This is a genomic window from Chelatococcus sp. KU-N122, from assembly GCF_055391085.1.
In genome coordinates this window covers 3451910-3475947 of record NZ_AP043981.1, presented here as the reverse complement: position 1 = coordinate 3475947, position 24038 = coordinate 3451910, and the positions used below count along the sequence as shown (strand labels likewise).

General features: G+C 68.9%; 22 protein-coding genes. 13 read left to right on the top strand and 9 right to left on the bottom strand.

The genetic code is table 11. The annotated features are described in order from the left end of the window. Nucleotides 1-12 precede the first annotated feature (12 nt). On the top strand, nucleotides 13-948 hold the full coding sequence (locus ACZ5PO_RS15535) for a GlxA family transcriptional regulator (protein WP_464196858.1): 936 nt from the start codon (nucleotides 13-15) through the stop codon (nucleotides 946-948). Between the two features lies 1 nt (nucleotide 949). Here the strand turns inward: ACZ5PO_RS15535 and ACZ5PO_RS15530 are convergent, their stop codons facing one another. From ACZ5PO_RS15530 to ACZ5PO_RS15520, 3 genes are all read right to left on the bottom strand, one after another. Continuing rightward, complete coding sequence (locus tag ACZ5PO_RS15530) at nucleotides 950-1771, bottom strand: enoyl-CoA hydratase/isomerase family protein (protein WP_464194976.1); 822 nt, start codon at nucleotides 1769-1771, stop codon at nucleotides 950-952. 133 nt (nucleotides 1772-1904) lie between these two features. Continuing rightward, entirely contained in the window at nucleotides 1905-2414 is a 510-nt protein-coding gene (locus ACZ5PO_RS15525; RefSeq protein ID WP_464194974.1) for an aromatic-ring-hydroxylating dioxygenase subunit beta, read from the bottom strand. Between the two features lie 10 nt (nucleotides 2415-2424). Then, entirely contained in the window at nucleotides 2425-3681 is a 1257-nt protein-coding gene (locus tag ACZ5PO_RS15520) for an aromatic ring-hydroxylating oxygenase subunit alpha (RefSeq protein ID WP_464194972.1), read from the bottom strand. Nucleotides 3682-3996: 315 nt separating this feature from the next. On the opposite strand from ACZ5PO_RS15520, the gene ACZ5PO_RS15515 reads away from it, so the two are divergent. Next, on the top strand, nucleotides 3997-5319 hold the full coding sequence (locus ACZ5PO_RS15515) for a phenylacetate--CoA ligase family protein (RefSeq protein WP_464194970.1): 1323 nt from the start codon (nucleotides 3997-3999) through the stop codon (nucleotides 5317-5319). Nucleotides 5320-5581: 262 nt separating this feature from the next. Continuing rightward, nucleotides 5582-6217, top strand: a complete 636-nt coding sequence (locus ACZ5PO_RS15510) for a TetR/AcrR family transcriptional regulator (RefSeq protein ID WP_464194968.1) — start codon at nucleotides 5582-5584, stop codon at nucleotides 6215-6217. Nucleotides 6218-6226: 9 nt separating this feature from the next. Here ACZ5PO_RS15510 and ACZ5PO_RS15505 read toward each other — a convergent pair whose 3' ends face one another. Beyond that, nucleotides 6227-6610, bottom strand: a complete 384-nt coding sequence (locus ACZ5PO_RS15505) for a helix-turn-helix domain-containing protein (protein ID WP_464194966.1) — start codon at nucleotides 6608-6610, stop codon at nucleotides 6227-6229. Nucleotides 6611-6622: 12 nt separating this feature from the next. Further along, nucleotides 6623-7021: a type II toxin-antitoxin system HigB family toxin gene (locus ACZ5PO_RS15500; protein ID WP_464194964.1), complete on the bottom strand. Its 399-nt coding sequence runs from the start codon at nucleotides 7019-7021 to the stop codon at nucleotides 6623-6625. Nucleotides 7022-7088: 67 nt separating this feature from the next. Between ACZ5PO_RS15500 and ACZ5PO_RS15495 the strand changes: the two genes are divergently transcribed. The 9 genes from ACZ5PO_RS15495 to ACZ5PO_RS15455 all read left to right on the top strand — a co-directional run bounded on the left by ACZ5PO_RS15495 (nucleotide 7089) and on the right by ACZ5PO_RS15455 (nucleotide 19172). Then, entirely contained in the window at nucleotides 7089-10526 is a 3438-nt protein-coding gene (locus tag ACZ5PO_RS15495; protein ID WP_464194962.1) for an indolepyruvate ferredoxin oxidoreductase family protein, read from the top strand. A gap of 206 nt (nucleotides 10527-10732) precedes the next feature. Beyond that, the gene (locus tag ACZ5PO_RS15490) at nucleotides 10733-11056 is read left to right on the top strand and encodes a 2Fe-2S iron-sulfur cluster-binding protein (RefSeq protein WP_464194960.1); all 324 of its coding nucleotides are present in this window, start codon (nucleotides 10733-10735) and stop codon (nucleotides 11054-11056) included. A 301-nt stretch (nucleotides 11057-11357) separates the two neighbouring features. Next, a complete protein-coding gene (locus tag ACZ5PO_RS15485; RefSeq protein ID WP_464194958.1) occupies nucleotides 11358-12500 on the top strand; it encodes an ABC transporter substrate-binding protein in 1143 nt (380 codons plus the stop codon). A gap of 64 nt (nucleotides 12501-12564) precedes the next feature. Continuing rightward, entirely contained in the window at nucleotides 12565-13605 is a 1041-nt protein-coding gene (locus ACZ5PO_RS15480) for a branched-chain amino acid ABC transporter permease (RefSeq protein ID WP_464194956.1), read from the top strand. Next, entirely contained in the window at nucleotides 13605-15374 is a 1770-nt protein-coding gene (locus ACZ5PO_RS15475) for a branched-chain amino acid ABC transporter ATP-binding protein/permease (protein ID WP_464194954.1), read from the top strand. Before ACZ5PO_RS15480 ends, ACZ5PO_RS15475 begins: the two co-directional genes overlap by 1 nt. Then, nucleotides 15371-16234: an ABC transporter ATP-binding protein gene (locus ACZ5PO_RS15470; protein WP_464194952.1), complete on the top strand. Its 864-nt coding sequence runs from the start codon at nucleotides 15371-15373 to the stop codon at nucleotides 16232-16234. The genes ACZ5PO_RS15475 and ACZ5PO_RS15470 overlap by 4 nt, the downstream gene beginning before the upstream one ends. After that, nucleotides 16231-17628, top strand: coding sequence for an FAD-binding oxidoreductase (locus ACZ5PO_RS15465; protein WP_464194950.1), 1398 nt, complete (start codon nucleotides 16231-16233; stop codon nucleotides 17626-17628). Before ACZ5PO_RS15470 ends, ACZ5PO_RS15465 begins: the two co-directional genes overlap by 4 nt. A 7-nt stretch (nucleotides 17629-17635) precedes the next feature. Next, a complete protein-coding gene (locus tag ACZ5PO_RS15460; RefSeq protein ID WP_464194948.1) occupies nucleotides 17636-18784 on the top strand; it encodes an alpha-hydroxy acid oxidase in 1149 nt (382 codons plus the stop codon). Nucleotides 18785-18794: 10 nt separating this feature from the next. Continuing rightward, a complete protein-coding gene (locus ACZ5PO_RS15455; protein WP_464194947.1) occupies nucleotides 18795-19172 on the top strand; it encodes a YciI family protein in 378 nt (125 codons plus the stop codon). On the opposite strand, the gene ACZ5PO_RS15450 is transcribed toward ACZ5PO_RS15455, so the two are convergent. After that, nucleotides 19129-20415, bottom strand: a complete 1287-nt coding sequence (locus ACZ5PO_RS15450) for an NAD(P)/FAD-dependent oxidoreductase (protein ID WP_464196856.1) — start codon at nucleotides 20413-20415, stop codon at nucleotides 19129-19131. The genes ACZ5PO_RS15455 and ACZ5PO_RS15450 overlap by 44 nt on opposite strands. Before the next feature lie 251 nt (nucleotides 20416-20666). Between ACZ5PO_RS15450 and ACZ5PO_RS15445 the strand changes: the two genes are divergently transcribed. Further along, nucleotides 20667-21848, top strand: coding sequence for an acyl-CoA dehydrogenase family protein (locus ACZ5PO_RS15445; RefSeq protein WP_464194945.1), 1182 nt, complete (start codon nucleotides 20667-20669; stop codon nucleotides 21846-21848). A gap of 57 nt (nucleotides 21849-21905) precedes the next feature. Here ACZ5PO_RS15445 and ACZ5PO_RS15440 read toward each other — a convergent pair whose 3' ends face one another. From ACZ5PO_RS15440 to ACZ5PO_RS15430, 3 genes are all read right to left on the bottom strand, one after another. Continuing rightward, nucleotides 21906-22331, bottom strand: a complete 426-nt coding sequence (locus ACZ5PO_RS15440; protein WP_464194943.1) for a PIN domain-containing protein — start codon at nucleotides 22329-22331, stop codon at nucleotides 21906-21908. Further along, on the bottom strand, nucleotides 22303-22533 hold the full coding sequence (locus ACZ5PO_RS15435) for an AbrB/MazE/SpoVT family DNA-binding domain-containing protein (protein ID WP_464194941.1): 231 nt from the start codon (nucleotides 22531-22533) through the stop codon (nucleotides 22303-22305). Before ACZ5PO_RS15435 ends, ACZ5PO_RS15440 begins: the two co-directional genes overlap by 29 nt. Nucleotides 22534-22781: 248 nt before the next feature. Beyond that, nucleotides 22782-23990 (bottom strand): ABC transporter substrate-binding protein, encoded by a 1209-nt coding sequence (locus ACZ5PO_RS15430; RefSeq protein ID WP_464194939.1) that lies wholly within the window; start codon nucleotides 23988-23990, stop codon nucleotides 22782-22784. Nucleotides 23991-24038 lie beyond the last annotated feature (48 nt).

Genomic DNA, 24038 nt, shown 5'->3' with positions numbered 1-24038 from the left:
CTGGAGGCGGCCGTGCAGCGCATCGGCTTCGTGGTCTTCCCGGACTTTCAGGTCATGGGATTCGCCGTGGTCACGGCGTTCGAGGTCGCCAACCTCACCGTTGGCGAGGCCCTCTACCAGGTCCACCTGCTGTCCGAGCACGGCGAGCTGGTGCGCGCCTCGGCAGGCTTTTCCGTGGACACCGAGCCGCTCGACAGCGGCGACTTCGACACCGTGATCATCGGTGCCGGCACGGTGATCGAGCCGTCCACGCCGGGGCTGCTCGCCTTCGTGCGGCGGGCTGCCGGAACCTCGCGGCGGGTCGCGGCGCCGTGCACTGGAGCGTTCGTGCTCGCCGAAGCCGGCGTCCTCGACGGCCGGCGTGCCACCACCCACTGGGCCTTCGCCCACGATCTGCGGGCGCGCTTCCCGGCGCTCAAGGTGGAGGAGGACCGCATCTTCATCAACGACGGGCCGTTCTGGACGTCGGCCGGCATGACTGCCGGCATCGATCTCGCCCTCGCCCTGATCGAACGGGATACCGACCCCGCAACCGCCCGCGCCGTCGCCCGCAAGCTGGTCATGTACCATCGCCGCGCGGGCGGGCAGTCGCAGTTCTCGGCGCTGCTGGAGCTCGAGCCGAAGTCCGATCGCATCCGCCGGGCGCTCGACTACGCCAAGCTCAATCTCCAGAGCGAGCTGTCGGTCGAGGAGCTGGCGGATGCCGCCAGCCTCAGCCCGCGCCAGTTCAGCCGGGCCTTCCGGGCCGAGACCGGGCAATCGCCGGCCAAGGCGGTGGAGAGCCTGCGGCTCGAGGCGGCGCGGCTGATGATGGAGCAGGGCCGCCACTCGATGGACACCATCGCCGCCGAAGCGGGCTTCGCCGACCGGGAGCGCATGCGCCGCGCCTTCCTGCGCGCCTACGGCCAGCCACCGCAGACGGTGCGGCGGAATGCGAGGGCGGCTTAGCTCATCGCCCGACGAATTTGGGGCGGCGCTTCTCGATCACTGCGGCCAGGCCTTCGCGGCTGTCGGCCGTGGCCGACAGCTCGGCCACGGTGCGCGCCTCCTCCGGCAGGCAGGCCTCGACACCGAGGCCGTTCCAGAGCAGGCGCTTGGTGGCGGCCAGCGCCTTGGGGGCGCCCTCGGCCACGTCCGCGGCCAGCCGACGGGCCTCGGCCGCGAGGTCGTCGGCGGGCACGACACGGTTGATCAGGCCAAGCGCCAGCGCCTCGTCGGCGGCGACGACCCGGTTGGTGACGAAGAGCTCGGTGGCGCGGCGAAAGCCGATGAGCCGCGCCAGCACGACGGAGGAGCCCGCGTCGGGCGCCATGCCGACCCGCGTGGCGCCGGCCATGAAGCGGGCACTGTCAGCCGCGATGACCAGATCGGAGGCGCACACCAGCCCCAGTCCGCCGCCACCGGCCGCATAGCCGTGGACCTCCGCGACGACGATGGCGTTGAGCCGGATCAGCGCGCCGACGGCGACCTGCAGATAAGCCGTGACCTCGCGCAGGAAGTCGCCCACCGCCGCCCCCTTCGACGCGAACTCGCGCACGTCGCCGCCGGCGCAGAAATTGGGGCCGGCGCCCCGGAGATGGACGACCCGGACCCGCGCGTCGCCATGGCAGCGCATCACCGCAGCGCACAGCGCCTGCATCATCTCGATGTTCATGCCGTTCGAGGCCGCCGGGCGGTTCAGGGTCATGGTCGCGACGCCGTCGGCGAAGTCGAGGAGCACGGGGCCATGGGCGATCCACGGCTCGGCGGTGGCGGATGAACTGTGCGGCATTGGAGCAACCCGGGGTTTTTGTTTGTTTGATGGATGGCCGGGTCAAGCCCGGCCATGACGTTGGAACGTGAGTTGATGCAAGTGCAGGTCGTCATGGCCAGGCTTGACCCGACCTTCCATCGGCTCAAAAACGTCAGATCAGGAACGACAGCGTGAAGATCGGCTTGTGGTTGTTGACCAGGCCGACCTTCTTACGCGCCATCCTGAGCTCGCCGTCGACCAGCCGCAGCCGGTATTCGTTGCGCGTCGCCCAAACGGTTTCGCCGCGCAGATTGTCCTCGAACACCACGGCATTGGCCCGCACCTCGACCTCGTCGCCGGCCTGCGACACGATCTCGATGTTGGACAGCACCCGTGCCAGTTCCGACCGCGGCGTCTGGGTGTGGCGTCGCCCGGTCTTCAACTGATCGATGCGGATGCCGATGCGCGAGCGGTTGTCGTAGATGAACGACATCGCCCGCTCGGGGTCGGTGTCGTGACCGTTGGCCGGCACCCAGTAGATGCCGTCGTCGGTCCACAGCGCCTCCCACTCGTCGTAGGCGTGAGTATCCTGGAGGCGGGCTTCCTTGAACAGGAACTGCTCGACCAACCGGTGCAGCCCCTCGCGGGCCGGGACCGGAGCAGCGTCGATCTGCGCGTTCATCATCGTCACCCTACGCCGTCATGAGATCCAGGTAGTGGCGCCAGATGCCGCGCTGCGGCACCTCGTCGGTCGAGTGACCGATGCGGAAGCCGCGCTCGTCGCGGCCCTCGCGATGCAGGCCGCGGCTGAGCGTGATCCACTCCGGATCGCGGATGAGCGCGCCGCGGTGGTTGCGCTCGTACATCTCGGTGTCGTCGGCCAGGAGGAAGCCGGCGGGGCCGACCGAGCCCATGGTCTGCTGGCGCAGGCGCCGGTTCAGGTCCGGCGCGCCCTTGAACTGCAGCGCCGTGACATGCTGGATGGTCTCGTCGACGGCGACCGGCTGCAGCACGAAGAGCTGGATCTCGGCGATGAACAGGTTGGGGAAGATCATGGTGTGCGGCGAGCCGTCGATCATGATCTGCCGCGCCCGCTCGGCCCCGTAGGCCGCGTTCATGGCCGCCACGTAGTCGGGCAGGCGCTCGGCATCGGTGCCGAACCATTCGAGCGGCTTGGCCGATCGGCGCCACTCGGGCCGCAGATCGAACTCGGTGTGGCCGTTGCCGAAATCGCGGGTGAGCGCGGTGGAGGCCGGGCTGTAGAGATTGCCGATGCCGCTCTCCGCCACCTGGAAGATCGATCCGTGCACGAAGGCCGGGTGGTAGCCGTCGGTCTCGTTCTCCAGCATGAACTTCCAGTTGGCCTTGGTGCGATGCTGGAGGAAGCCGGCGGTGAGCTCGAGCTCCCCCTCCGGCGAGTTGTCGAGCAGCTGATCAATCGACGCCTTGGCGCCCCCCAGGTAATCGTCGAGCGAGGGGCCGTCCTCGGCGAACGAGCCGAAGACGAAGCCGCGATAGATGCCGATGCGCGGCACCCGGCCCAGGGAGAACTGCGATTTGTCCGTGCCCTCGTAGCCGTCGGCGTAGGCATAGCCGACGAGCTCGCCGGAATTGGCGAAGGTCCAGGAGTGGTAGGGACACGTGAAGCTGATGCGGTTGCCCTGGCTGTAGGCGCAGAGCTGGTTGCCGCGGTGCGGGCACTTGTTGAGGAGCAGGCTGATGCGGCCGTGGCGGTCGTGCACCATCAGCACCGGCGTCGGCCCGATCGACTTGGTAACGTAGTCGTTGCGGTTGGGCACCTCGCTCACGTGCCCGACATAGACCCACGTGCGGTACCAGATCCGCTCCAGCTCATCCTGAAATACCTTGGGATCGTAGTAGAGCGCGCTGTGCACGCGCGTCGGCTCGATGAGGCGGCGATAGTCGCGCACCGCTGACACGTAGTTCATGGGACCTCCCCATCCCGGTCGCCTCGTCGACTGACGTTAATTCAACGATCGACCATTCGGGTTATTAATTGCCGTCATGCTCGACCACTTGTCAAGCTGAATTGGTGGCGGACGCCGGGCGATGCATCGCGACGATGGCGTCCAGCTCGGGACGACGGCTTGTCCAGCACCGAGGCGGCGCGCAGTCTCGAACGAATCTGAATTGCATAGCCCGAACGGTCGGTCTATGTTTCGTTGTCCACCATAAACCAAACCATTGCCGGCGCGCCGATCCCCGCGGCCGCGCCAAAATCCCCGGGAGGAAGGTCTGAGCCCATGATGCACCCCGAGATCGAAACGCTCGATCACGACGCGTTGCTGGCTTTGCAGCGCGAGCGCCTGGTCGCCCTAGGCCAACGGCTGGCGCAAAGCGGCGAATGGGTCGACCATTTCCGGTCGGCCGGCATGCATCCGGAGGACCTGGCGGCTGCCGACGGCCTCGCGCACGCCCCTTTCCTCGACAAGTCGAGCCTGCACGCCCGCTATCCGTTTCCGTTCCTCACCGCCCCGATGGAGCAGATCGAGCGCTTCATGGCGACGTCCGGGACCACCGGCCTGCCCGTCATGTTCGGGATGACGCAGAACGACTTCCGGCAGCTGCTGCCCTACCAGATGGCCCGCATCCTGACGGCGGCCGGCGTGCAACCGGGCCAGCGCGCCTATCAGGGCTACGGTTACGGGCTGTGGATCGGCGGGCCGGCGCTGGACGCGGGTTTCGCCGCGCTGGACTGCGCCACGGTGCCCATCGGGCCGGGCCGCGGCGAGCTGGTGGTGAAGTGGATGCGGGACCATCGCTACGAGGTCGCGTCCATGTCGCCGCTGTGGCTGATGACGCTGGTCAGCACGGCTCGGGAGCTCGGCATCGATCCCAGGCGCGAATGGGCGCTGAAGCTCGGCATCCTGGGCGGCCAGTCGGTCTCGGCCGAGTTCCGCACCCAGCTCGAGGCGGCGATGCCGGACGGCTTCGTCAGCCACAACATCTACGGCACCACCGAGGCGGGCGGCCCCGTCCTGGCCATTTCGACGCCCTACACCCACGCCGACGACGAGCTTCAGCTGGTCAACGAGGATACGGTCATCACCGAGGTCCTCGACCCCAAGACCCTGGCGCCCGTGGGGCCGGGCGAGGTTGGCGAGGTAGTGATCACCACCCTCTGCCGCGAGGCTTCGCCGGTGGTGCGTTGGCGAACGCGCGACCTAGTGCGCCTCTCCACCGCGCCGTTCGACTGCCCTTCAGGCCGCCGCGGCATGCGCAAGATCAGCCGCATCATTGGCCGCACCGACGACATGATCAAAGTGAAGGGCGTCATCGTCTTCCCCTCCCAGATCGAGGACATCGTCGCCAAGACGGCCGGGACGGTGAAGGAGGCCTGGCAGATCTACGTCGACAAGGAGCGGACGACGATCGGCACCATGCGCGTCGCCGTCGAGGCGGAGCAGCGGACCGGCCGCCCTGCCGATGCCATCGTCGCCGACGTGCGCCGCGAGATCCGGGCGCGGCTCGGCATCAGCGCCGAGGTCGAATGCGCCGCCGAGGGCACCCTGCCACGCTACGAATCCAAGGCGACCCGCGTCCTCCACCGAGCCGAGGCGGGGTAGCCCGCACGCGCCGCATCGTCATGGCCGGGCTTGACCCGGCCATCCATCGAAAGAGCAAACATCAGCCCGACAGGGCTGGCTATTTGCTTTTGTTTCCAGTTGGATGGATGGCCGGGTCAAGCCCGGCCATGACGCGTTGGGATGGTCCTTCGCGCCCAGTTCGAGCGTGCGCTCCTGCCCCGCGGCCGAAAGGCAAATTGCCTTGGCCTGCCCGGCCTCATATAGTCCGACCGGTCAAACATTTTTTCTCGGGATTCGGATAGTGGCAAGGACGCGGTCGCCGGACTACGACACGATCCAAATGTTCATCATCGAGCGGACCGCAGCTCTATTTGCGACCCGCGGCTACGCGGCGACTTCCATCGGCGACATCGCCGAGGCATGCGAATGCTCCAAGTCCCGGCTCTATCATTATTTTGATTCCAAGGAAGCAATTCTTGAGCAGATGATGACGGCGCACGTGGACAAGCTGCTCGTCGAGTGCAAGCAGATCGTCCGCCGCAAGAAGGAGCCGGCGGTGCGCTTCCGCGAGCTGATCCGCCACTTCCTCGAAATCTATGCGGTCTCGCGCGACAAGCACGTGGTGCTGCTGACGTGCATGGAGTTCCTGCCGCCCGAGGCGCGCCAGACCGTGCTCGACAAGGAGCGCAAGCTCGTCGCCTACGTGCACGACGAGCTCGCCCGCCTCCGGCCCGACCTCGCCAGCGCACCGGGACTGACCCAGGTCGACACCATGCTGTTCTTCGGCATGATCAACTGGACCTACACCTGGTTCGTGGCCAACGGCGCGATCTCGCCCAAGGAGATCGCCGACCGCAGCGTCGACATCTTTCTCGAGGGCTACCGCCATTTCGACGGCGCCCTCGCCGCGCCGCCGCGCGCCCTGGCCAAGGCTTGAGCGCACGTCTCAGGCCGCGCGCTCGAGCTTGTAAGGGCGGACAAGCAAATCAGCCGGGATTTTCCACCCCTCACTGATCCTGTGGATCATGTCGACCGTCAGCGCGCGCCGACGCGATAGCACTTCTGATGCGCGCGAACGCGAGCCGAGAAGCTCAGCAAGCTCCGCTTGCGTATGCCCTAGCTCCTCGATCGCGTAGCTGAGAACATCCACCGGATCGAAGCTCTCCGCGAGGTCGGACGGCCACCGCTTCGCTTCGTAGATCTCGACAAGCGCAAGGAGCACGTCGAGCTGGTCTCCTTCTTCGGTACCCTCAGGCGCGCCCCAGTATCTGTCGATCTCGGCGAGCGCAGCCCTATGATCGTTGTCTGTACGAATCGGCCGGATCTTCATCGGGTCCCTCCTTCAGAATTGCGCTATCGTCAAAGCATCGATGCGGTCGTACTCGGCGTGGGTGCCTACGAACTTCACGAACGCGACCTGGCGATGGAAGTCGAAAGCCACAACCAGGCGGTAGTTGCCTCCCGCGACCTCGAACCTGACGCGCTCGCGATTCAGCACCTTGGCTTTTGGAGACGCCCTCTGCACATCGTCTGTCGAAGCCCAATGTGCGGCCTTGACCAGCTTGTGCCAACGCTCAAGAGCAGCTTTCGCTTCCGGATGCTCGCTCCAGAAATTGACAAGCGTGCTTCGAGCAATGACGCGCATGTAGCGTGGATACCACGTTCCCGTTTTGGGAACAATCGCATTCTGGAAGATGCCATTCGGGCCGCCGGCTGAGCCACCGCGTTCGATATTAATCATTGATCGATCGTTCGGACTATGCATAACCTGCGGCAACAACAGCTCCCGGGCAGGAAAGCGGCTCCGCATGCAGCTCAGATCCGTCGCGCTCGACGACAGGTACACCGCGCAGGACGGGGCCGTGGTCCTCAACGGCACGCAGGGCCTGCTTGTCGCCATGCTGCGCCAGCGCCGCTTCGACCGCCGGCGCGGCTATCGCACGGCGGGCTTCCTCAGCGGCTACCGCGGCTCGCCGCTCTCCAGCCTCGACAGCGAGGCGTGGCAGGCGGCCCGGCATCTCGCCGGCGAGGACATCCGCTTCGTGCCCGGCATCAACGAGGACCTGGCGCTCACCGCCGTCTGGGGCACCCAGCAGGTGGCGCTGGATCCCAACGCCACGGTCGAGGGGGTGTTCGGCCTCTGGTACGGCAAGGGCGCCGGCCTGGACCGCTGCGGCGACGTGCTGCGCCATGCCCACGGCGCCGGCGCCTCGCGGCGTGGCGGCGTGCTGGTGGTTGCCGGCGACGACCATGCGCTGAAGTCGTCGAGCCAAGCCTATCACTCGGAGCCCACCTTCATCGACATGCAGATGCCGGTGCTCTACCCGGCCGGCATCCAGGAGATGCTCGACTACGCCAGCCACGGCTGGGAGATGTCGCGTTACTCGGGCTGCTACGTCGGGCTGAAGGTGCTGGCCGAGCACGTGAACTCCACCGCCGTCGTCGACGTGGGGCTCGACCGGCTGACGGCCGCGGAGCCCGCGCCGCTGGGCCCGGTCAACGACCGCTGGATCCGCTGGCCGGACCCGTGGCCCGACGTCGAGCGGCGGCTGCTGGAGGTGAAGCTGCCCGCCGCCCTCGCCTACGCCCGGGCCAACGGCCTCAACCGCACCGTCGTCCGCGCCCCGTCGCCCCGCCTGGCGATCGTCACCGCCGGTAAATCGTATCTGGACCTGGTGCAGGCCCTGGCTCTGCTGCATCTGGATCTCGCGGGCGCCGCGGCGCTCGGCTTATCGATCTACAAGATCGGCATGCCCTGGCCGGTCGACGAGCCGGCGCTGCGCGCGTTCTGCCGCGGCCATGCCACGGTCCTCGTCATCGAGGAGAAGCGCGACCTGCTCGAGGCCCAGATGCGCGCCGCGCTTTACGGCCACACCGAAGGCGCGGCCCCCCTTGTGATCGGCCGCGCGGGCCGCAGCGGCCAGCCGCAGTTCCCCATGGTGGGGGAGCTCACGCCCACGCTCATCCTGCGAGCCTTGGCGCCGGAGCTGTCGGCCCATCTCGATCCGGAGCGCCGGCGCCTCCTCGACACGCTGCTGCAGCGGTCGGCCGAGCCGCGCCCGGCCGCCATCATGGCCCGCACACCCTATTTCTGCTCCGGCTGCCCGCACAGCACCTCGACCAAGGTCCCGAACGGCAGCCGCGCGCTCGCCGGCGTCGGCTGCCACTTCATGGCGACCGGGATGGAGCGCCATACCGAGACCTTCACCCAGATGGGCGGCGAAGGCGTGCCCTGGATCGGCACGGCGCCGTTCACGCGCACGGGCCATGTCTTCGTCAACCTGGGCGAGGGCACCTATTTCCACTCCGGCAGTCTGGCCATCCGCGCCGCCCTCGCCGCCAGCGTGAACGTCACCTACAAGATCCTGTTCAACGACGCGATTGCGATGACGGGCGGGCAGCCGGTCGAAGGCGAATTCTCCGTTCCCGTGCTGGTGCGCCAGCTCGCGGCGGAAGGCGTCAAGCGGATCGCGGTGGTGGCCGACGACCCCGCACGCTACGGCGGCGGCGCCCTGCCGCACGGCCTGGCGGCGAGGCCGCGCGACGAGCTCGACCAGGTGCAGCGGGAGCTGCGCGAGGCGCCGGGCGTCTCCGTGCTGATCTACGACCAGGTCTGCGCCACCGAGAAGCGGCGGCGGCGCAAGCGCGGGACCATGGCTCAGGCGCCCCGGCGCGTCGTCATCAACGAGCGGGTCTGTGAAGGCTGCGGCGATTGCTCGGCCCAATCCAACTGCCTGTCGGTGGTGCCCGTCGACACCGAGTTCGGCCGCAAGCGGGCGATCGACCAGGCCAACTGCAACCAGGACCTGTCGTGCGTCGACGGCTTCTGCCCGAGCTTCGTCACCGTCGAAGGCGCCCTGCGCAAGCCGCGCACCGCCCCCCTGCCGAGCGGCGACCTGCCGGCGCCGACGCCGCTCGCCATCCGCCCCGGCACGACCTACGACATCGTCATCGCCGGCGTCGGCGGCACCGGCATCGTCACGGTCGGCGCCATCCTCGGCGTGGCGGCACACCTGGAAGGCAAGCCCTTCACCATCCACGACAAGCTCGGCATGGCGCAGAAATACGGCGCCGTGAACAGCCACGTGCGCATCGCCAGCAGCGCCGATGCGCTCGACGGCGTGCGCATCGCCGAGCGCCAGGCCATGCTGATGATCGGCGGCGACCTCGGCGTTGCCGCCGACCCTGCCCTGCTCGCCCTTCTGGACCAGGACGCTGCGCACGCCGTCGTCTCATCCGAGCAGGCCGTCGACGGGCGCTTCACGCGCAATCCGGACCTCGATTTCGCCACCGCACGGCTCAAGGCGGCTATCGCCAAGGTCCTCGACGACCGGGCCGAGCTGCTCGCCGCCAAGGCCATCGCGCGCGAGCAGCTCGGTGACGAAATCGGCGCCGGCCTGCTGATGGTCGGCTATGCCTGGCAGAAAGGCCTGCTGCCGCTCACCGAGGCCGCCATCCTCGGGGCGATCGAGCTGAACGGCGCCGCCGTCGAGCTCAACCGGCGGGCGTTCGCACTGGGCCGCCACTATGCCGCCCGGCCGGTAGCCCTGGCGCCCGGCCCCGCGCAGGGGCCGGCCGCTCTGCGGTGGGACGAGGTCATGGCCCGCAGGGCCGCTTTTCTCGCGGCCTACCAGGACGAGGCCTACGCCGACCGTTACCGGCGGCTGGTGGAGACCGTGGCGGCGGCCGAGCGCGCAGCACGCGGCGAGGCCGTGGAGCTCGCCCACGCCGTGGCCGTCAACCTGGCGAAGCTGATGGCCTACAAGGACGAGTACGAGGTGGCCCGGCTCTACACCGACGGCGCCTTCAAGGCGCAGGTGGAGGAGCTGTTCGGGCCCGGCGCCAGGCTCGCCTTCCATCTCGCGCCGCCGATCCTCGCTCGCCGTGACGCCACGACCGGCCTGCCGCTCAAGCGGCGCATCGGGCCGTGGATCCTCCCCGCCTTCCGCCTGCTGGCGCGTCTGCGCCGGCTGCGCGGCACGCCCCTCGACGTCTTCGGTTACCACCCCGACCGGCGCGAGGAGCGCGCGCTGATCGTGCAATACGAGACGGACATGGTGGCCGCTGCGGCGCGGCTCACCGTGGACAATCACGCCGATGTGGTCGAGCTGGCCAGGCTGCCCGAGACCATCCGTGGCTATGGCCATGTCAAGACGCGCAGCATCGACGCGGCGGCGGCGAAGAGGCTGGATGCTCTGAAGCGCATCGAAGGTGAGCGCACGGTTGCGGCGGTCGCTGCCGAGTAACACGCACAAATAAATAATATTTCACCGCCGTTCCAGCGTCATGGCCGGGCTTGACCCGGCCATCCATCCACTCAGAACGAAGCAATATCGCCAGCCCTTGCGGGCCGCAAGTTGTTGAGCCGATGGATGGTCGGGTCAAGCCCGACCATGACGTCCCCAAAGCGCTCAACCGTCTTTGTACGATCAGCGCAATAATGGACGATAATATGGTCAGGATTACTTACCGGAACAGCCATGGCGAAGAGATCACGGTCGACGTCTCCCCTGGGCTCACCTTGATGGAGGGAGCTCGCAACAATGGCGTTACCGGCATTCTGGCCGATTGCGGCGGTGCCTGCTCGTGCTCGACCTGCCATGTCTACGTGGACGACGCATGGATCTGCCGCCTGTCCGAAAAGAGCGAGCTTGAGACGAGCATGCTCGAATTCGCCTTGGATGTGGACGAGCAGCGGTCACGACTGTCGTGTCGGATCGAGATTACCTCTGAATTGGATGGGCTGCTGGTCGATATACCCGAGCGGCAGGTCTGACGCTCCATCCATCCACGAGATCGACAGCGCATGCGGTCATGCTCGTCGGCCGATCGTCCGGCTCTTTACTCGACCGAACGTTTGGACTATGAATAACAGGCTGACGCGGCATCGGCCACGCTGAGCTCAACGGTCGGACGGCCACATCTTGCGATGTGGCTGCGCTCGGGCTGCAACAGCAGATCTGCCGATGTATTCAACTGAACCGCGGGCGCCATTCAGGCGCGTCGTCTCCATGCGGCGCGGCGCGCCGCAGCAATCATAAGCTCAATTCCGAAGGGCAGCATAGAGGGAGGACACGTTGAGGAAGCTTATCTGGGGGCTCATTACAGCAGCCGCTTTCGTCATGCCGGCTTCGGCGCAAGTCAAAGTCGGGATCATCGTTTCCGCCACCGGCCCGGCCGCCTCGGTCGGCATCACGCAGCAACGCACCGTGGGAATACTTCCGGGCACGCTCGGCGGCCTCAAAGCGGACTATGTTCTGCTCGATGACGGCTCGGACACGTCCACCGCCGTGAAGCACGCCCAGAAGCTCATCAGCGACGACAAGGTGGACGTCATCGTCGGGCCGAGCCTCACGCCCAATTCGCTGGCATTGCTGGATCTGGTCACGGACAACGGCACGCCGATGATCAGCCTGGCCGGATCGGCGCTCATCGTCAGCCCCGTCGACGCCAAGCGCCACTGGACCTTCAAGACGCCGCAGAGCGACGCCCAGATGGCGCGCCTCGTCATCGATCACATGCAGCGGCAAGGCCTCAAGACCGTCGCCTTCATCGGCTTCAGCGACGCCTACGGCGAAGGCTGGATCAAGGAGATGACCAGGCTCGCCCAGGCAGCCGGCATCGAGGTGGTTGCGTCGGAGCGTTATCAGCGTACCGACACCAGCGTCATCGGCCAGATCCTGAAGATCATGTCCAGGCAGCCACAGGCGATTTTCATCGCCGCCTCCGGGACGCCGGCCGCCCTGCCGGAAACGACGCTGGCGGAGCGCGGCTACAAGGGCGTCATCTATCAGACGCACGGAGTCGCCAACAACGACTTCCTGCGGGTGGGCGGAAAGGCGCTGGAGGGCACCTTCGTGCCGGCCGGCCCCGTCCTGGTGGCCGAGCAACTCCCCGACAGCCATCCCGCCAAGGCGCCGGCGCTCGACTTCATCGGCCGCTACGAGGCCCTGCCCGGCGCCGGCGCGCGCTCCACCTTCGCCGCTTACCTGTGGGACGCGCAGCTCATCCTCGACAAGGCCATCGCCGCGGCCAAGGACAAGGCGGCGCCCGGAACACCGGCGTTCCGCGCCGCGCTGCGCGACGCCATCGAGAGCACGAAGGACGTCGCCGGCCCCAACGGCGTCTACACCATGTCGCCGACCGACCATCTCGGCCTCGACGAGCGCTCCGCCGTGATGACGCAGATCGTCAATGGCGGCTGGAAGCTCGTGCAGTAGAGGCGGCGATGCAACTCTCGTCTCTGCTTCCCGCCCGTCATCCCTCTTCGCACGGTGACGCCGAATGACCTTCGATATCGCCGCCATCCTCTTCCAGGATGGCGTCGCCAACGGCGCGGTCTACGTGCTGCTGGCCACCGTCCTCGTGCTGGTCTTCACCGTCACGCGCATCGTCTTCGTGCCGCAGGGCGACCTCATCGCCTTCAGCGCGCTGACGCTCGCGGCCTTCGAGACCGGGCACACCCCGGGCACGGTCTGGATCCTCGCCTTAGGCGCCGCCCTGGCGCTGACGCTGGCCGGCTGCAAGGCCGCGAGCGAGCGCAACCCGGCGGGCCTTGCCTCCGCCGCGCTGTGGTTCGGCGCCGTCCCCGCCGCCATCGTGCTGGTGGCGCTGTTCCTGGTCCCAAAGGAGGCGCCCCTGCTGTGGAAGATGGCGGTCACCTGCGCCCTGATCACCTGCCTCGGACCGATCCTCTACCGCGTCGTCTTCGAGCCGATCGCATCCGCCTCGCCGCTGGTGCTGCTGATCGCGGCGGTGGCCGCGCACTTCGGCCTCAGCAGCATCGGCCTGCACGTCTTCGGCGCCGAGGGAGTCCGCACCAGCGGCTTCGCCGGCCCACCCTTCGTCATCGGCGACCTCGTGGTCACACGCCAGACCGTGGGCGTGGTCGCCAGCAGCCTCGTCCTCGTCGGCCTGCTCAGCCTGTTCTTCCGTCGCTCGCTCAGCGGCAAGGCCCTGCTCGCGGCCGCGCACAACCGGCGGGGCGCCGAGCTGATCGGCGTCAGCACCACGGCCGCGGGCCGCACGGCCTTCGTCGTCGCGGGCCTGGTCGGCGCGATCTCCGGCATCCTCATCGGCCCGATGACGACGCTCTACTACGACTCGGGCTTCATCCTCGGGCTCAAGGGCTTCGTCGGCGCCATCGTCGGCGCGCTCGCCGTCTATCCGCTGGCAGCCCTCGGCGCCCTGTTCGTCGGCCTGGTCGAGGCGTTCGCCTCGTTCTGGGCCAGCGCCTACCGGGACGTCATCGTGTTCACCTTGATCATCCCGGTGCTGTTCTGGCGGTCGCTGGCCAGCCCGCAGGTCGAGGAGGAGGCAGAGTGATGCGCCGGATCCTGGCTTGGGCGCCGCTCGGCGCGCTGGCGGTCGCCGCGATGGCGCCGCTCGTCTTCACGCCCTATCAGCTGACGGTAGCGACCTACGTCATGCTGGCGGCCATCGTCTGCGCCGGCCTCGTGCTCATGACCGGCGTCGCCGGCATGGTCTCCTTCGGCCAGGCCGCTTTCGTCGGCGTCGGCGCCTACGTGGCCGCGGCGGCGTCGACCACGTTCGCGCTGTCGCCGTGGTTCGGCCTCGCCGCGGCGATCGCTACGGCCGCCCTCATCGCCACCCTCATCGGCCTGATCACCGTGCGCATGAGCGGCCACTACCTGGCGCTCGCCACGCTGTGCTTCTGCATCAGCTTCTATTTCCTGGTCGGCAACACCGAGATGCTCGGCCGCTTCAACGGCATCACCGGCATCCCGCCGGTCACCGTCGGCGGCTTCGCCCTGCGCAGCGAGGCCGCGGGCTTCGCGCTGGTGCTCGGCGCCCTCGCCGGGGTGATCTGGTGGACGCGGCGGCTCCTCGCCTCCCGCACCGGCCGCGTGCTGCGCTCGCTGCGCACCGGCACCGCCATCGCCGAGAGCTTCGGCGCCGACGGGCTGCGCCACCGGCTCATCGCCTTCGTGGCGGCGGCCGTCACCGCAGCGCTCTCCGGCTGGCTCTATGCGCACGTGCAGCGCTTCGTCAATCCGACGCCGTTCGGCGTGCAGGCGAGCATCGACTACCTGTTCATGACCGTCATCGGCGGCAGCGGCCAGGTCTGGGGCGCGCTGCTCGGCGCCGCCCTGGTGACCACCGCCAAGCAGGAGCTGCAAGGGCTGCTGCAGCCGCTCTTCGGCCCCACCACGCGGCTCGACGTGCTGGTCTTCGCCGGGCTGATGATCGTCATGCTGCACCGGGCGCGGCGGGGGCTGTGGCCCCTGCTCCAGGATCTTGTCGCCCCTCGCCTGCCGTCGCCGCCAGCGGTCGCCCCGCTCGAGCTGCCCAGCGGCCGGTCGCGGCCCACGGCCGGGCTGCCGGTGCTCGCCGCCAGCCACATGCGGCGCAGCTTCGGCGGGCTGGTGGCGGTGGACGACGTGAGCTTCGACGTGCGCGGCGGCGAGATCCTGGGCGTGCTCGGCCCCAACGGCGCCGGCAAGAGCACGCTGTTCAACCTGATCAGCGGCACCCTGCCGCGCAGCGGGGGCGAGCTCAGCTTTCTCGGCCAGCCGCTGGCGCGCGTGACGGCGCGCGACATGTGCCGGCGCGGGCTCGCGCGCACCTTCCAGCACGTGAAGCTGGTGCCCGACATGAGCGCCCTGGAGAACGTCGCCATCGGCGCGACCCAGCGCGGACGCTGCGGCCCCGCCGCCGCCTCGCTCGGCCTCGACCGCGCTGAGGAGCGGCAGTTGCTCGGCTGGTCGCGGCACCTGCTGGGCCGCGTCGGGCTGGCGGACAAGGCCTGGGAGCCGGCCGGATCGCTGCCGCTCGGCCACCAGCGGCTGGTGGAGATCGCACGTGCCCTCGCCGCCGATCCGGTGCTGCTGCTGCTCGACGAGCCGGCTGCCGGCCTGCGGGCCAACGAGAAGACCGAGCTCGCCCGTCTGCTGCTGGAGCTGCGCGCCGACGGCCTCGCCATCCTGCTCGTCGAGCACGACATGGAGTTCGTCTCCGAGCTCGCCGACCGGCTGATGGTGATGAACTTCGGCCGCCTCATCGCGTGCGGGCAGCCGGGCGAGGTGCGCGCCGACGCCCAAGTGCAGGAAGCCTATCTCGGAGTGGCGGCGTGAGCGTTCTCCTCGATCTCGAGCGGCTGTCCGTCCGCTACAATCGCCTCACCGCGCTCAGCGACGTCAGTCTCCAGGCGCGGGCGGGCGAGGTCACCGCCGTGATCGGCCCCAACGGCGCCGGCAAGACCTCGCTGGTCAACGCCGTCATGGGCCTCATCCCGTCGCGCGGCCGCATCGCCTTCCCCCTGTGGCCGAAGGCTGCGCTGTCGACCGGCGCGCGCGTGCGCGCCCGCATCTGCCTGGTGCCGGAGACGCGCGACCTCTTCGGGCCCATGACGGTGCTGGACAATCTGCGGCTCGGCGCCTTCGCCGCCCGCTCGGAGCCCGGCTTCGACATGGAGGCGCGCCTCAAGGAGGTGGTCGGCCTGTTCCCGCGGCTCGACGAGCGCCGCCACCAGCAGGCCCATACGCTGAGCGGCGGCGAGCGGCAGATGCTGGCGCTCGGCCGGGCGCTGATGCTGCGCCCGCGCTTCCTCATGCTCGACGAGCCGAGCCTGGGGCTGGCGCCGCTCGTCGTCGCCGAGATCTTTCGCGTCATCGAGCAGCTCAAGCGCGACGGCGTCTCGATCCTGCTGATCGAGCAGAACGCCCGCGCCGCCCTGCGCATCGCCGACCACGCCTATGTGCTGGAGGGCGGCAGCGTCCAGCTCGAAGGCCTCGCCGCGGCCGTCGCGGCGGATGCGCGCGTCGTCGACGCCTATCTCGGCATGGGACGCACCGGGCGAACCCCGCCAGCGACCGCCGCGTCGCCCGGCCGCGATGGCGAGGCTGCCGCCGGTCTCACCGAGGAGCCGCGCGCGCCGCGCGACTCCTCCCCGCGTCACAGCCGGGCCCGGCCGGCGATCGGAGCAGCCTCATGACCAGCGCGTCGCCTGCCGCCCTGGCCCAGCTCGCCGGGCGCTTCGGCGGCTCGCTGTCGACCGCCATGGCGGTGCGCCAGCACCACGCCGAGGGGGTGACCTGGCACGCCACCCGGCCACCCGACGCAGTGCTGTTCGCCACCTCGACGGGCGACGTCGCCGACGCGCTGGCCATCTGCCACGCCCACCGCTGCCCGGTGATTCCCTTCGGCACCGGCACGTCGACGGAAGGCCAGATCAGCGCCGAGCGCGGCGGACTGACCATCGACCTCTCGCGCATGACCCGGGTGCTGCGCGTCTCGCCCGACGACCTCGACTGCACGGTCGAGGCCGGCGTCACGCGCAAGGCCCTGAACGCGGCGCTGCGCGACACCGGCCTGTTCTTCCCCATCGATCCCGGCGCCGACGCCTCCGTCGGCGGCATGGCCTCGACCCGCGCGTCCGGCACCAACGCCGTGCGCTACGGGACGATGCGCGACGTGGTGATGTCGCTGCGCGTGGTACTGGCCAACGGGGAGGTGATCGAGACCGGTACCCGCGCCCGCAAGTCGTCGGCCGGCTACGATCTGACCCGCCTGTTCGTCGGCGCCGAGGGCACGCTCGGCGTCATCACCGAAGTGACCTTGCGGCTGGCGCCGATTCCAGAGCACATCGGCGCCGCCGTTTGCACCTTCCCCAGCGTGGATGCGGCGGTTTCGACAGTGGTTGCCGCCATCCAGAGTGCCATCCCCGTGGCTCGCGCCGAGCTGCTCGACGCGCTGCAGATCAGCGCCTGCAACCGCTACTCCAAGCTTGCTCTGGCCAAGCAGCCGACCCTGTTCCTGGAGTTCCACGGCACGCCGGCCGGCGTCGAGGAGCAGGTGAGCCGCATGGCCGCCATCGCCGCGGACCACGGCGGCAGCGCCTTCCAGTGGGCGACCGCGGCGGAGGAGCGCAGCCGCCTCTGGCAGGCGCGCCACGACGTCTGGTGGGCGGCGCTGGCCCTGCGGCCCGGCGCGCGGGGCCTGCCCACCGACATCTGCGTGCCGATCTCGCAGCTGCCGCGCGTCATCGTCGAGACCGAGCGCGATGTGGCCGAGCTCGGCCTGATCGCGCCGCTCTGCGGCCACGTCGGCGACGGCAACTTCCACCTGTGCGTCCTGGCCGACCCGGCTGATGACGACGAGCGAGGCCGCATCGCCGAGCTCGGGCGGCGCATGGTGGCGCGAGCCCACGCGGTGGGCGGCACCTGCACCGGCGAGCACGGCATCGGGATCGGCAAGATGAAGGACCTCGCGGCCGAGCGCGGGCCGGCCATGGCAGCGCTCGCCGCGCTCAAGCGCGCGCTCGATCCGCGCGGCATCATGAACCCCGGCAAGGTGCTGAGTGCCGATGCCTATCGGCCGTACGACTGAGCCGCCGATGCGCATCGCCGACCACGCTTCGATCGCCGATTTTCGCGACAGCGCCCGGCGCGCGCTGCCGCGGATGGTGTTCGATTTCATCGACGGCGGCTCCGGATCGGAGACGACCCTGCGCCACAACCGCGCTGCGCTGGACGCCTGGCGCCTGCTGGCCCGCGCCCCGGTCGACGTCGCCGCGCGCACGACCGAGATCGAGCTGTTCGGCGCCCCCTGCGCCGCGCCCCTGATCATCGGCCCCACCGGCCTCGCCGGCGTGGCCCGCCCGGGTGCGGAGGTCGACCTGGCCCGCGCCGCCGCCCGCTTCGGCGTGCCCTTCGTGATGAGCACCGCGGCCGCCGTCGCGCTGGAGGAAGTGACGCGCGCCAGCGCCGGCCGCCGCTGGTTCCAGCTCTACCTGCTGCGCGACCGGGAGCTCACGCGCCGGCTGCTCGACCAGGTGGCCGATCTCGGCTTCGAGCTTATCGAGATTACGGTCGATTGCGCCGTGCCAGGCACCCGCCTGCGCGACAGCCGCAACGGCTTTTCGCTGCCCTTCACCTGGACGCCGCGCAAGCTCGCCTCGGTGGCCGCGCATCCGCGCTGGGCGCTCGCCATGGCTCGTCACGGCGTGCCGCAGCTCGCCATCGTCGCCTCGCTGCTCGCCGGGCAGGCCCGCGCCGCGACCATCGCCGAGACCATGGGCACCCTGCTCAATGCCGCAGTCACCTGGGACGACATCGCCTGGGTGCGCGACCACTGGCGCGGCAAGCTGGTGGTGAAGGGCCTGATCGATCCGGCCGACGCGCGCGAGGCCGCCCGGCGCGGGCTCGACGGCATCGTCGTCTCCAACCACGGCGGGCGGCAGCTCGACGGCGCCGTGGCCGCCATCGACCTGCTGCCGGAGATATCCGACGCCGTCGGCGGCGACCTCACGGTGCTCGTCGACAGCGGCTTCCGCACCGGCGACGACGTGGCCAAGGCCCTGGCGCTGGGCGCCAAAGCGGTCCAGCTCGGCCGCAGCACCCTCTACGCGGCTGCCGCCGGCGGCGAGGCCGGCGTCGAACGGGCGCTCACGATCCTGCGCGCCGAGCTCGACACCGCCATGGCCCTGCTCGGCGCCACGCAGCCCGCCGCCATCGGCCGCGACCGCGTGCGCCGCGTCCCATGAGGAGGGCGACATGACGTTGATCATCCGCTGCCTCTACCGCCCCGGCGGCGCCGAGGCGCGGCTTGCCATCCGCGACGTGCACCTGGAGTACATGATCCGCCACCGCGACCGGCTGGAGCAGGGCGGCGCGCTGCTGGCGCGCGACGGCATCACCGTGGTCGGCATGTTCGTCATGCTGGAAGGCCGTGACCATGCCGAGGCCGAAGCCTTCCTGGCCGCCGAGCCCTATACGCGGGCCGGTCTGTTCGCGGCGACGACGATCGAGACCTTCGACCGCTTCGTGCCGCACGAGGATCCGCTGTTCCTGGAGAAGCTGCTCGTCGAGGCGCGCCGGCTGAAGGCGCTCACCGCCGCACCGGATCGCGATCCTCGTCGCCGCCCTGGGTGATGAGCCGCGCCGCGCGCTGGTTGCGCGTGTGGATCCACAGCCAGCTGATGGCGACGGCTAGGCGGGTGCGCACGCTGATCAGGAAGTAGATGTGGGCGATGCCCCAGATCCACCAGGCGAGGGCGCCGCGCAGCTTGATCCAGCCGAAGTCGATGATGGCGCGGTGCTTGCCGATCTGCGCCAGGCTTCCCGCATGCTTGTAGCGAAACGGCGGCGGCGCCTCCGCGCCGCGCAGGCGCGCCTTGATCACGTCGGCGACATAGCGGCCGCCCTGCTTGGCCGCGGGCGCGATGCCGGGCACGGGCTTGCCGTCCGGGCCGCTGACCATGGCCGTATCACCGACGGCGAAGATGTCGGGGTGGCCGGGAACGGTGAGGTCCGGCGCGACCAGCAGTCGGCCGGCGCGGTCGGCCGGCGCGCCGAGCCATTCGGCGGCGGGCGATGCCATCACGCCGGCGGCCCAGATGATGGTCTTGGCGGGCAAGGTCCGATCGCCGTAGACGACGCCCGCCTCGGAGCAGGCCGAGACCGCCCGGCCGAGCTCCACCTCGACGCCGAGCGCCTCGAGCGATCGCCGGGCGTAGTCCGAGAGATCGTCCGGATATCCGGCCAGGACGCGGGGGCCCGCCTCGATCAGGACCACGCGCGCCTGCTGGGTGTCGATGTTGCGGAAGTCCCGCGGCAGCGTATCCCGCGCGAGCTCGGCGATGGTACCGGCGAGCTCCACTCCGGTCGGGCCGGCGCCGACCACGACGAAGGTCAGCAGGGCCGCCCGCAGCTCGGGGTCAGTCTCGCGCTCGGCGCGCTCGAAGGCGAGCAGGATCCGTCGCCGGATCGTGGTGGCGTCCTCGATCGTCTTCAGCCCGGGCGCCACCGGCTCCCATTCGTCATGGCCGAAATAGGCGTGGCGCACGCCGGTGGCCAGGACGAGGGTGTCGTACGGCACCGTCTGGCCGTCGTCGAGCTCGACCCGGTGGCCCTGCGTGTCGATGCCGACGACCGTCGCAAGCAGGGTGGTGATCTCGGGCCGGTCGCGCAGGATGGCGCGGATCGGCCAGGCGATCTCCGACGTCGCCAGCGACGCGGTCGCCACCTGGTAGAGCAGCGGCTGGAAGATATGGTGATTGCGCTGGTCGATGAGGCAGATGGAGACGGGCGCGCCGGCCAGGCACCTGGCGGCCTCCAGGCCGCCGAAGCCGCCGCCGACGATGACGACCCGGTGCAGGCCGCCCGCCTCCGGCAGCGGCGGCTGGGCCGCCCCGGGAGCCTCGAGACCAACGGTATCTGCGGTCACGGCAGACCCACCTCCGCCAACAGCGCCGGATCAAGACGCGCCCGGTGCTCGGCCGATCCTATCCAAACCGATTGCACCCATCCACTTCGGTCCGCCCCGACGGGAACGGCCAACGACATTGGGCATCCCCGCCATAACGGCCGGCGGCGCCCGCGCGTAGGCAATGGGGATCCACGGGACCAGATCGGGAGGATCCACGCATGGACTTCGCATTGTCGCGCGAACAGCAGGAGATCAAGGACCGCGCCGCCCGCTTCGTCGAAGACGTCTGCCGGCCGCTGGAGGACAGCTGGGGTGTCGACGACTACCAGGTGCCGGTCGACGTCTTCATGGGCGTCGTCGCCAAGTTCCGCGAATACGGCTTTCGCGGCCTCGCCGTGCCGAAGGAGGCCGGCGGCCAGGGCCTCGGCACGGTCGCCAAGTGCCTCGTCTACGAGGAGATCGTGAAATCGCCTGTCATGCACGGGCTGCTGGCCACGTGGTCGGGCTTCCTCGATCCGCACCCGGCCCTCTACACCGCGCCCGAGTGGCAGCGCGAGGCCTACCTCTATCCCATCCTCAAGGAGGACAAGTTCTACCACATCAACATCTCCGAGCCCGGCGCCGGCTCGGACGCGGCCGGTATCCAGACGAGGGCGGTGCGCGACGGCGACACCTACGTGATCAACGGCATCAAGCGCTGGGCGCCGCCGCCCAACCACCCCGGCATCACGCCCAAGTATCTGCTCTGTTACGCGGTGACCGACCCGACCAAGGGCTACGAAGGCATCAGCCTGTTCCTGGTGGACTATCCCAACCCCGGCGTCTCGGTGATCCGCGAATACGAGACGATGGCACCCGGCACCTATCTCGGCCGCAGCTGCGACTACGAATACAAGAACTGCGTCGTCCCGGCGCGCAACCTGCTCGGCGAGGAGGGCATGGGCTTCCGCTACATGATGGACCAGCTCAATCGCAACCGCACGGTGATCGGCGCACGGCTGACCGGCACGGCGCGCTGGGCCCAGGCCCAGGCGGTGGCCCGGGCGCACGAGCGCGAGACCTTCGGCAAGCCCCTGGCCGACCGGCAGGCCATCCAATGGATGCTGGCGGACTCGGAAATGGACATCGAGCAGGCGCACCTCATGGTCTACAAGACCGCCTGGATGCTGGACCAGGGGCTCGACGCTCGCAAGGAGGCTGCCATGGTCAAGTGCTTCGCCCCGCTGGCGGCCTGCCGCGTCATCGACCGCGCCATCCAGGTCCACGGCGGCCTGGGCGTCCTCCGCGACAGCCGCTTCGGCCAGCTCTACTTCCAGAGCCGCATCGCCCAAGTGGCCGAGGGCACGACCGAGATCATGAAGCTGACGATCGCGCGCGAAGTGCTGAAGTCTTATCGGTAAAATAGTCGATCCGACCGCCGAGGTTTTGGCCCAGCCGGCGACCAAGATCTCGGTGCGTCAGCTCGCTTCAGTAAACGGGTTAACGATCCGGAGCTGCCCATCGACGAGCAAGCCGTCCTGCATATCTTCCGACCACAATGTTTCGCAGCGGGCGTGAAGGGCCGCAGCAACGATCATCGCATCGTAGATCGAGAAGCCATAGCGCTCGGCAAGGGCGAGGCCGCGCTCGTGCAGCTCGACCGTCAGAGGTTGCACGGGCAAGAGCGCCCGGAGCGTCGACAGGAAGGCGCGCGTCTCGTCCCAGGACATCGCCATCTTTCGACGCGCGACATTCGCGATCTCATTGAGCACCTGGACGCTGATCACCCCGCCATCGCCGATCAGCCTTTCGGCCCGGGCCGCCTTCACCGGATCTGCGGACGCGGCGTAAAGCAGGACATTCGTGTCGAAGAAGCTATCGGGCATTTGCATCGTCGCGGTCAAACTTGAAATCCGCTGGCAGCTTGCCGCGAAACGCCCGAAGGCGCGCGAGCCATTCGTCGCGACGCGGCTTGCGCGACACGCCAAAGGCGCGCTCGTCGCTGACGTAAATCTCGATCTCGTCCCCCTCCTTCAAATCCAGCGCGTCCACCACCGTGGCCGGCAGACGGACCGCAAGGCTGTTGCCCCATTTCGCGACCTGCATGAGAGCCTCCTAGATATACAATCCTCATATGTATATCAACGGAAAGATCGCTGCAATTGAGGCGCCGCTGGAACGCATCCAACTGGATGAGATCGTCCAGTTGCGGAGAAATGCTCCAACTCTTTGAATCTGGAGCGCTTCTTATGCAATTTGGTGAGCCCACCCAATCGCAAGAGAAGCGCTCTGGGGCCATACGACGGGGCGACAGCTCGGAACTGCCCGCGCAGCAGCTCTCCCGTGATTTCAGCCTACTTGTCGGCGCCGATCACCTCGCCCACTGGCACCCAGCGCTTGCCGTCGAACTGCACGATCTGTTCCTGGTTGAGCGGCGTGGGCTGCGTCGCGCCGGTGTTGATGACGATGCCGGGGAGCAGCATCGGCAGCGCCAGGTTCCTGATGCTGCGCGCCTGCGCCATCAGGTTCTCGCGCGTGAGGTTGTCGCCGCACTGCTCGAGCACGTGCACGAAGGTCTGCGCCGTGGCGTAGCCAAATACGTTGTAGGTCTCGTGCACGTTGGCGTCGGGCATGTGCTGCTTCATGAACGCCAAGTAGTCTTTCATGCCGGCGTCGTCGGCCCAGGCCGGATCGTTGGGGTCCTTGCGGAACGCGACCGAGATCACGCCCTTGGCATTGTCGAGGCCGGCGGGCTCGAGCACGCTGGCGATCGATCCCGATGCGTCGCTCAGCAGGTGCAGCGTCGTCCACTTCGTCTCCGCCACGCGCCGGATCGCCTGCGCCGAAAACTTGGGCGTCGAGAGGTCCAGGAACACGTCGGCGCCGGTGGCGCGCAGGATCTGCAGCTGGGAATCGACCGTCGGCTCGGTCAGCTCGTAGCTCAGCTCCTTGACGATCATCGACCCCTTGTCGCCGAGCCCGTCGCGAAAGCCCCTGGCGTAGTCGCGGCCGAAGTCGTCGTTCTGGTAGAGGACGGCGATCTTCGCGTTGGGCCGCTCCCTGAGGATATACTTGGCATAGATCACGCCCTTGGCGTGGTTGTTCGGCTGCCAGCCCATGGACCACGGATAGGTCTGCGGCTCCGAGATGCGGTCGGCGCCGGTGCCGAGGAACAGCGACGGCACCTTCTTGGCGTTCAGGTACTTCTGGATGGCGAAATTGGTGGGCGTGCCGAAGGTGCCGACGATGGCGAAGACCTCGTCGCTCTCGACGAGCCGCCGCGTCTGCTCCACCGCCCGCGGCGGGCTGTAGCCGTCATCGAGCGAGATCAAATTGATCTTGCGGCCGTTGACCCCGCCCGCCGCGTTGACCTTGGCGAAATAGGCGCTCATCGCCTTGCCGATGGCCGAGAAACTGGACGCCGGGCCGCTGTAGGGCATGGTCTGGCCGATCTTGACCTCGGTATCGGTCACGCCGGGGCCATAGGGCTTCTGCGCCCAGGCGTGAGTTGCCGTCGCCAGCGTGAGCGCAAGCGCCAATCCGGCCCTGCCGAACGTCTTCATCTTCCCCTCCCCTCTTCGATGGTGAACTACGCCACTGCCGCGCGGCGA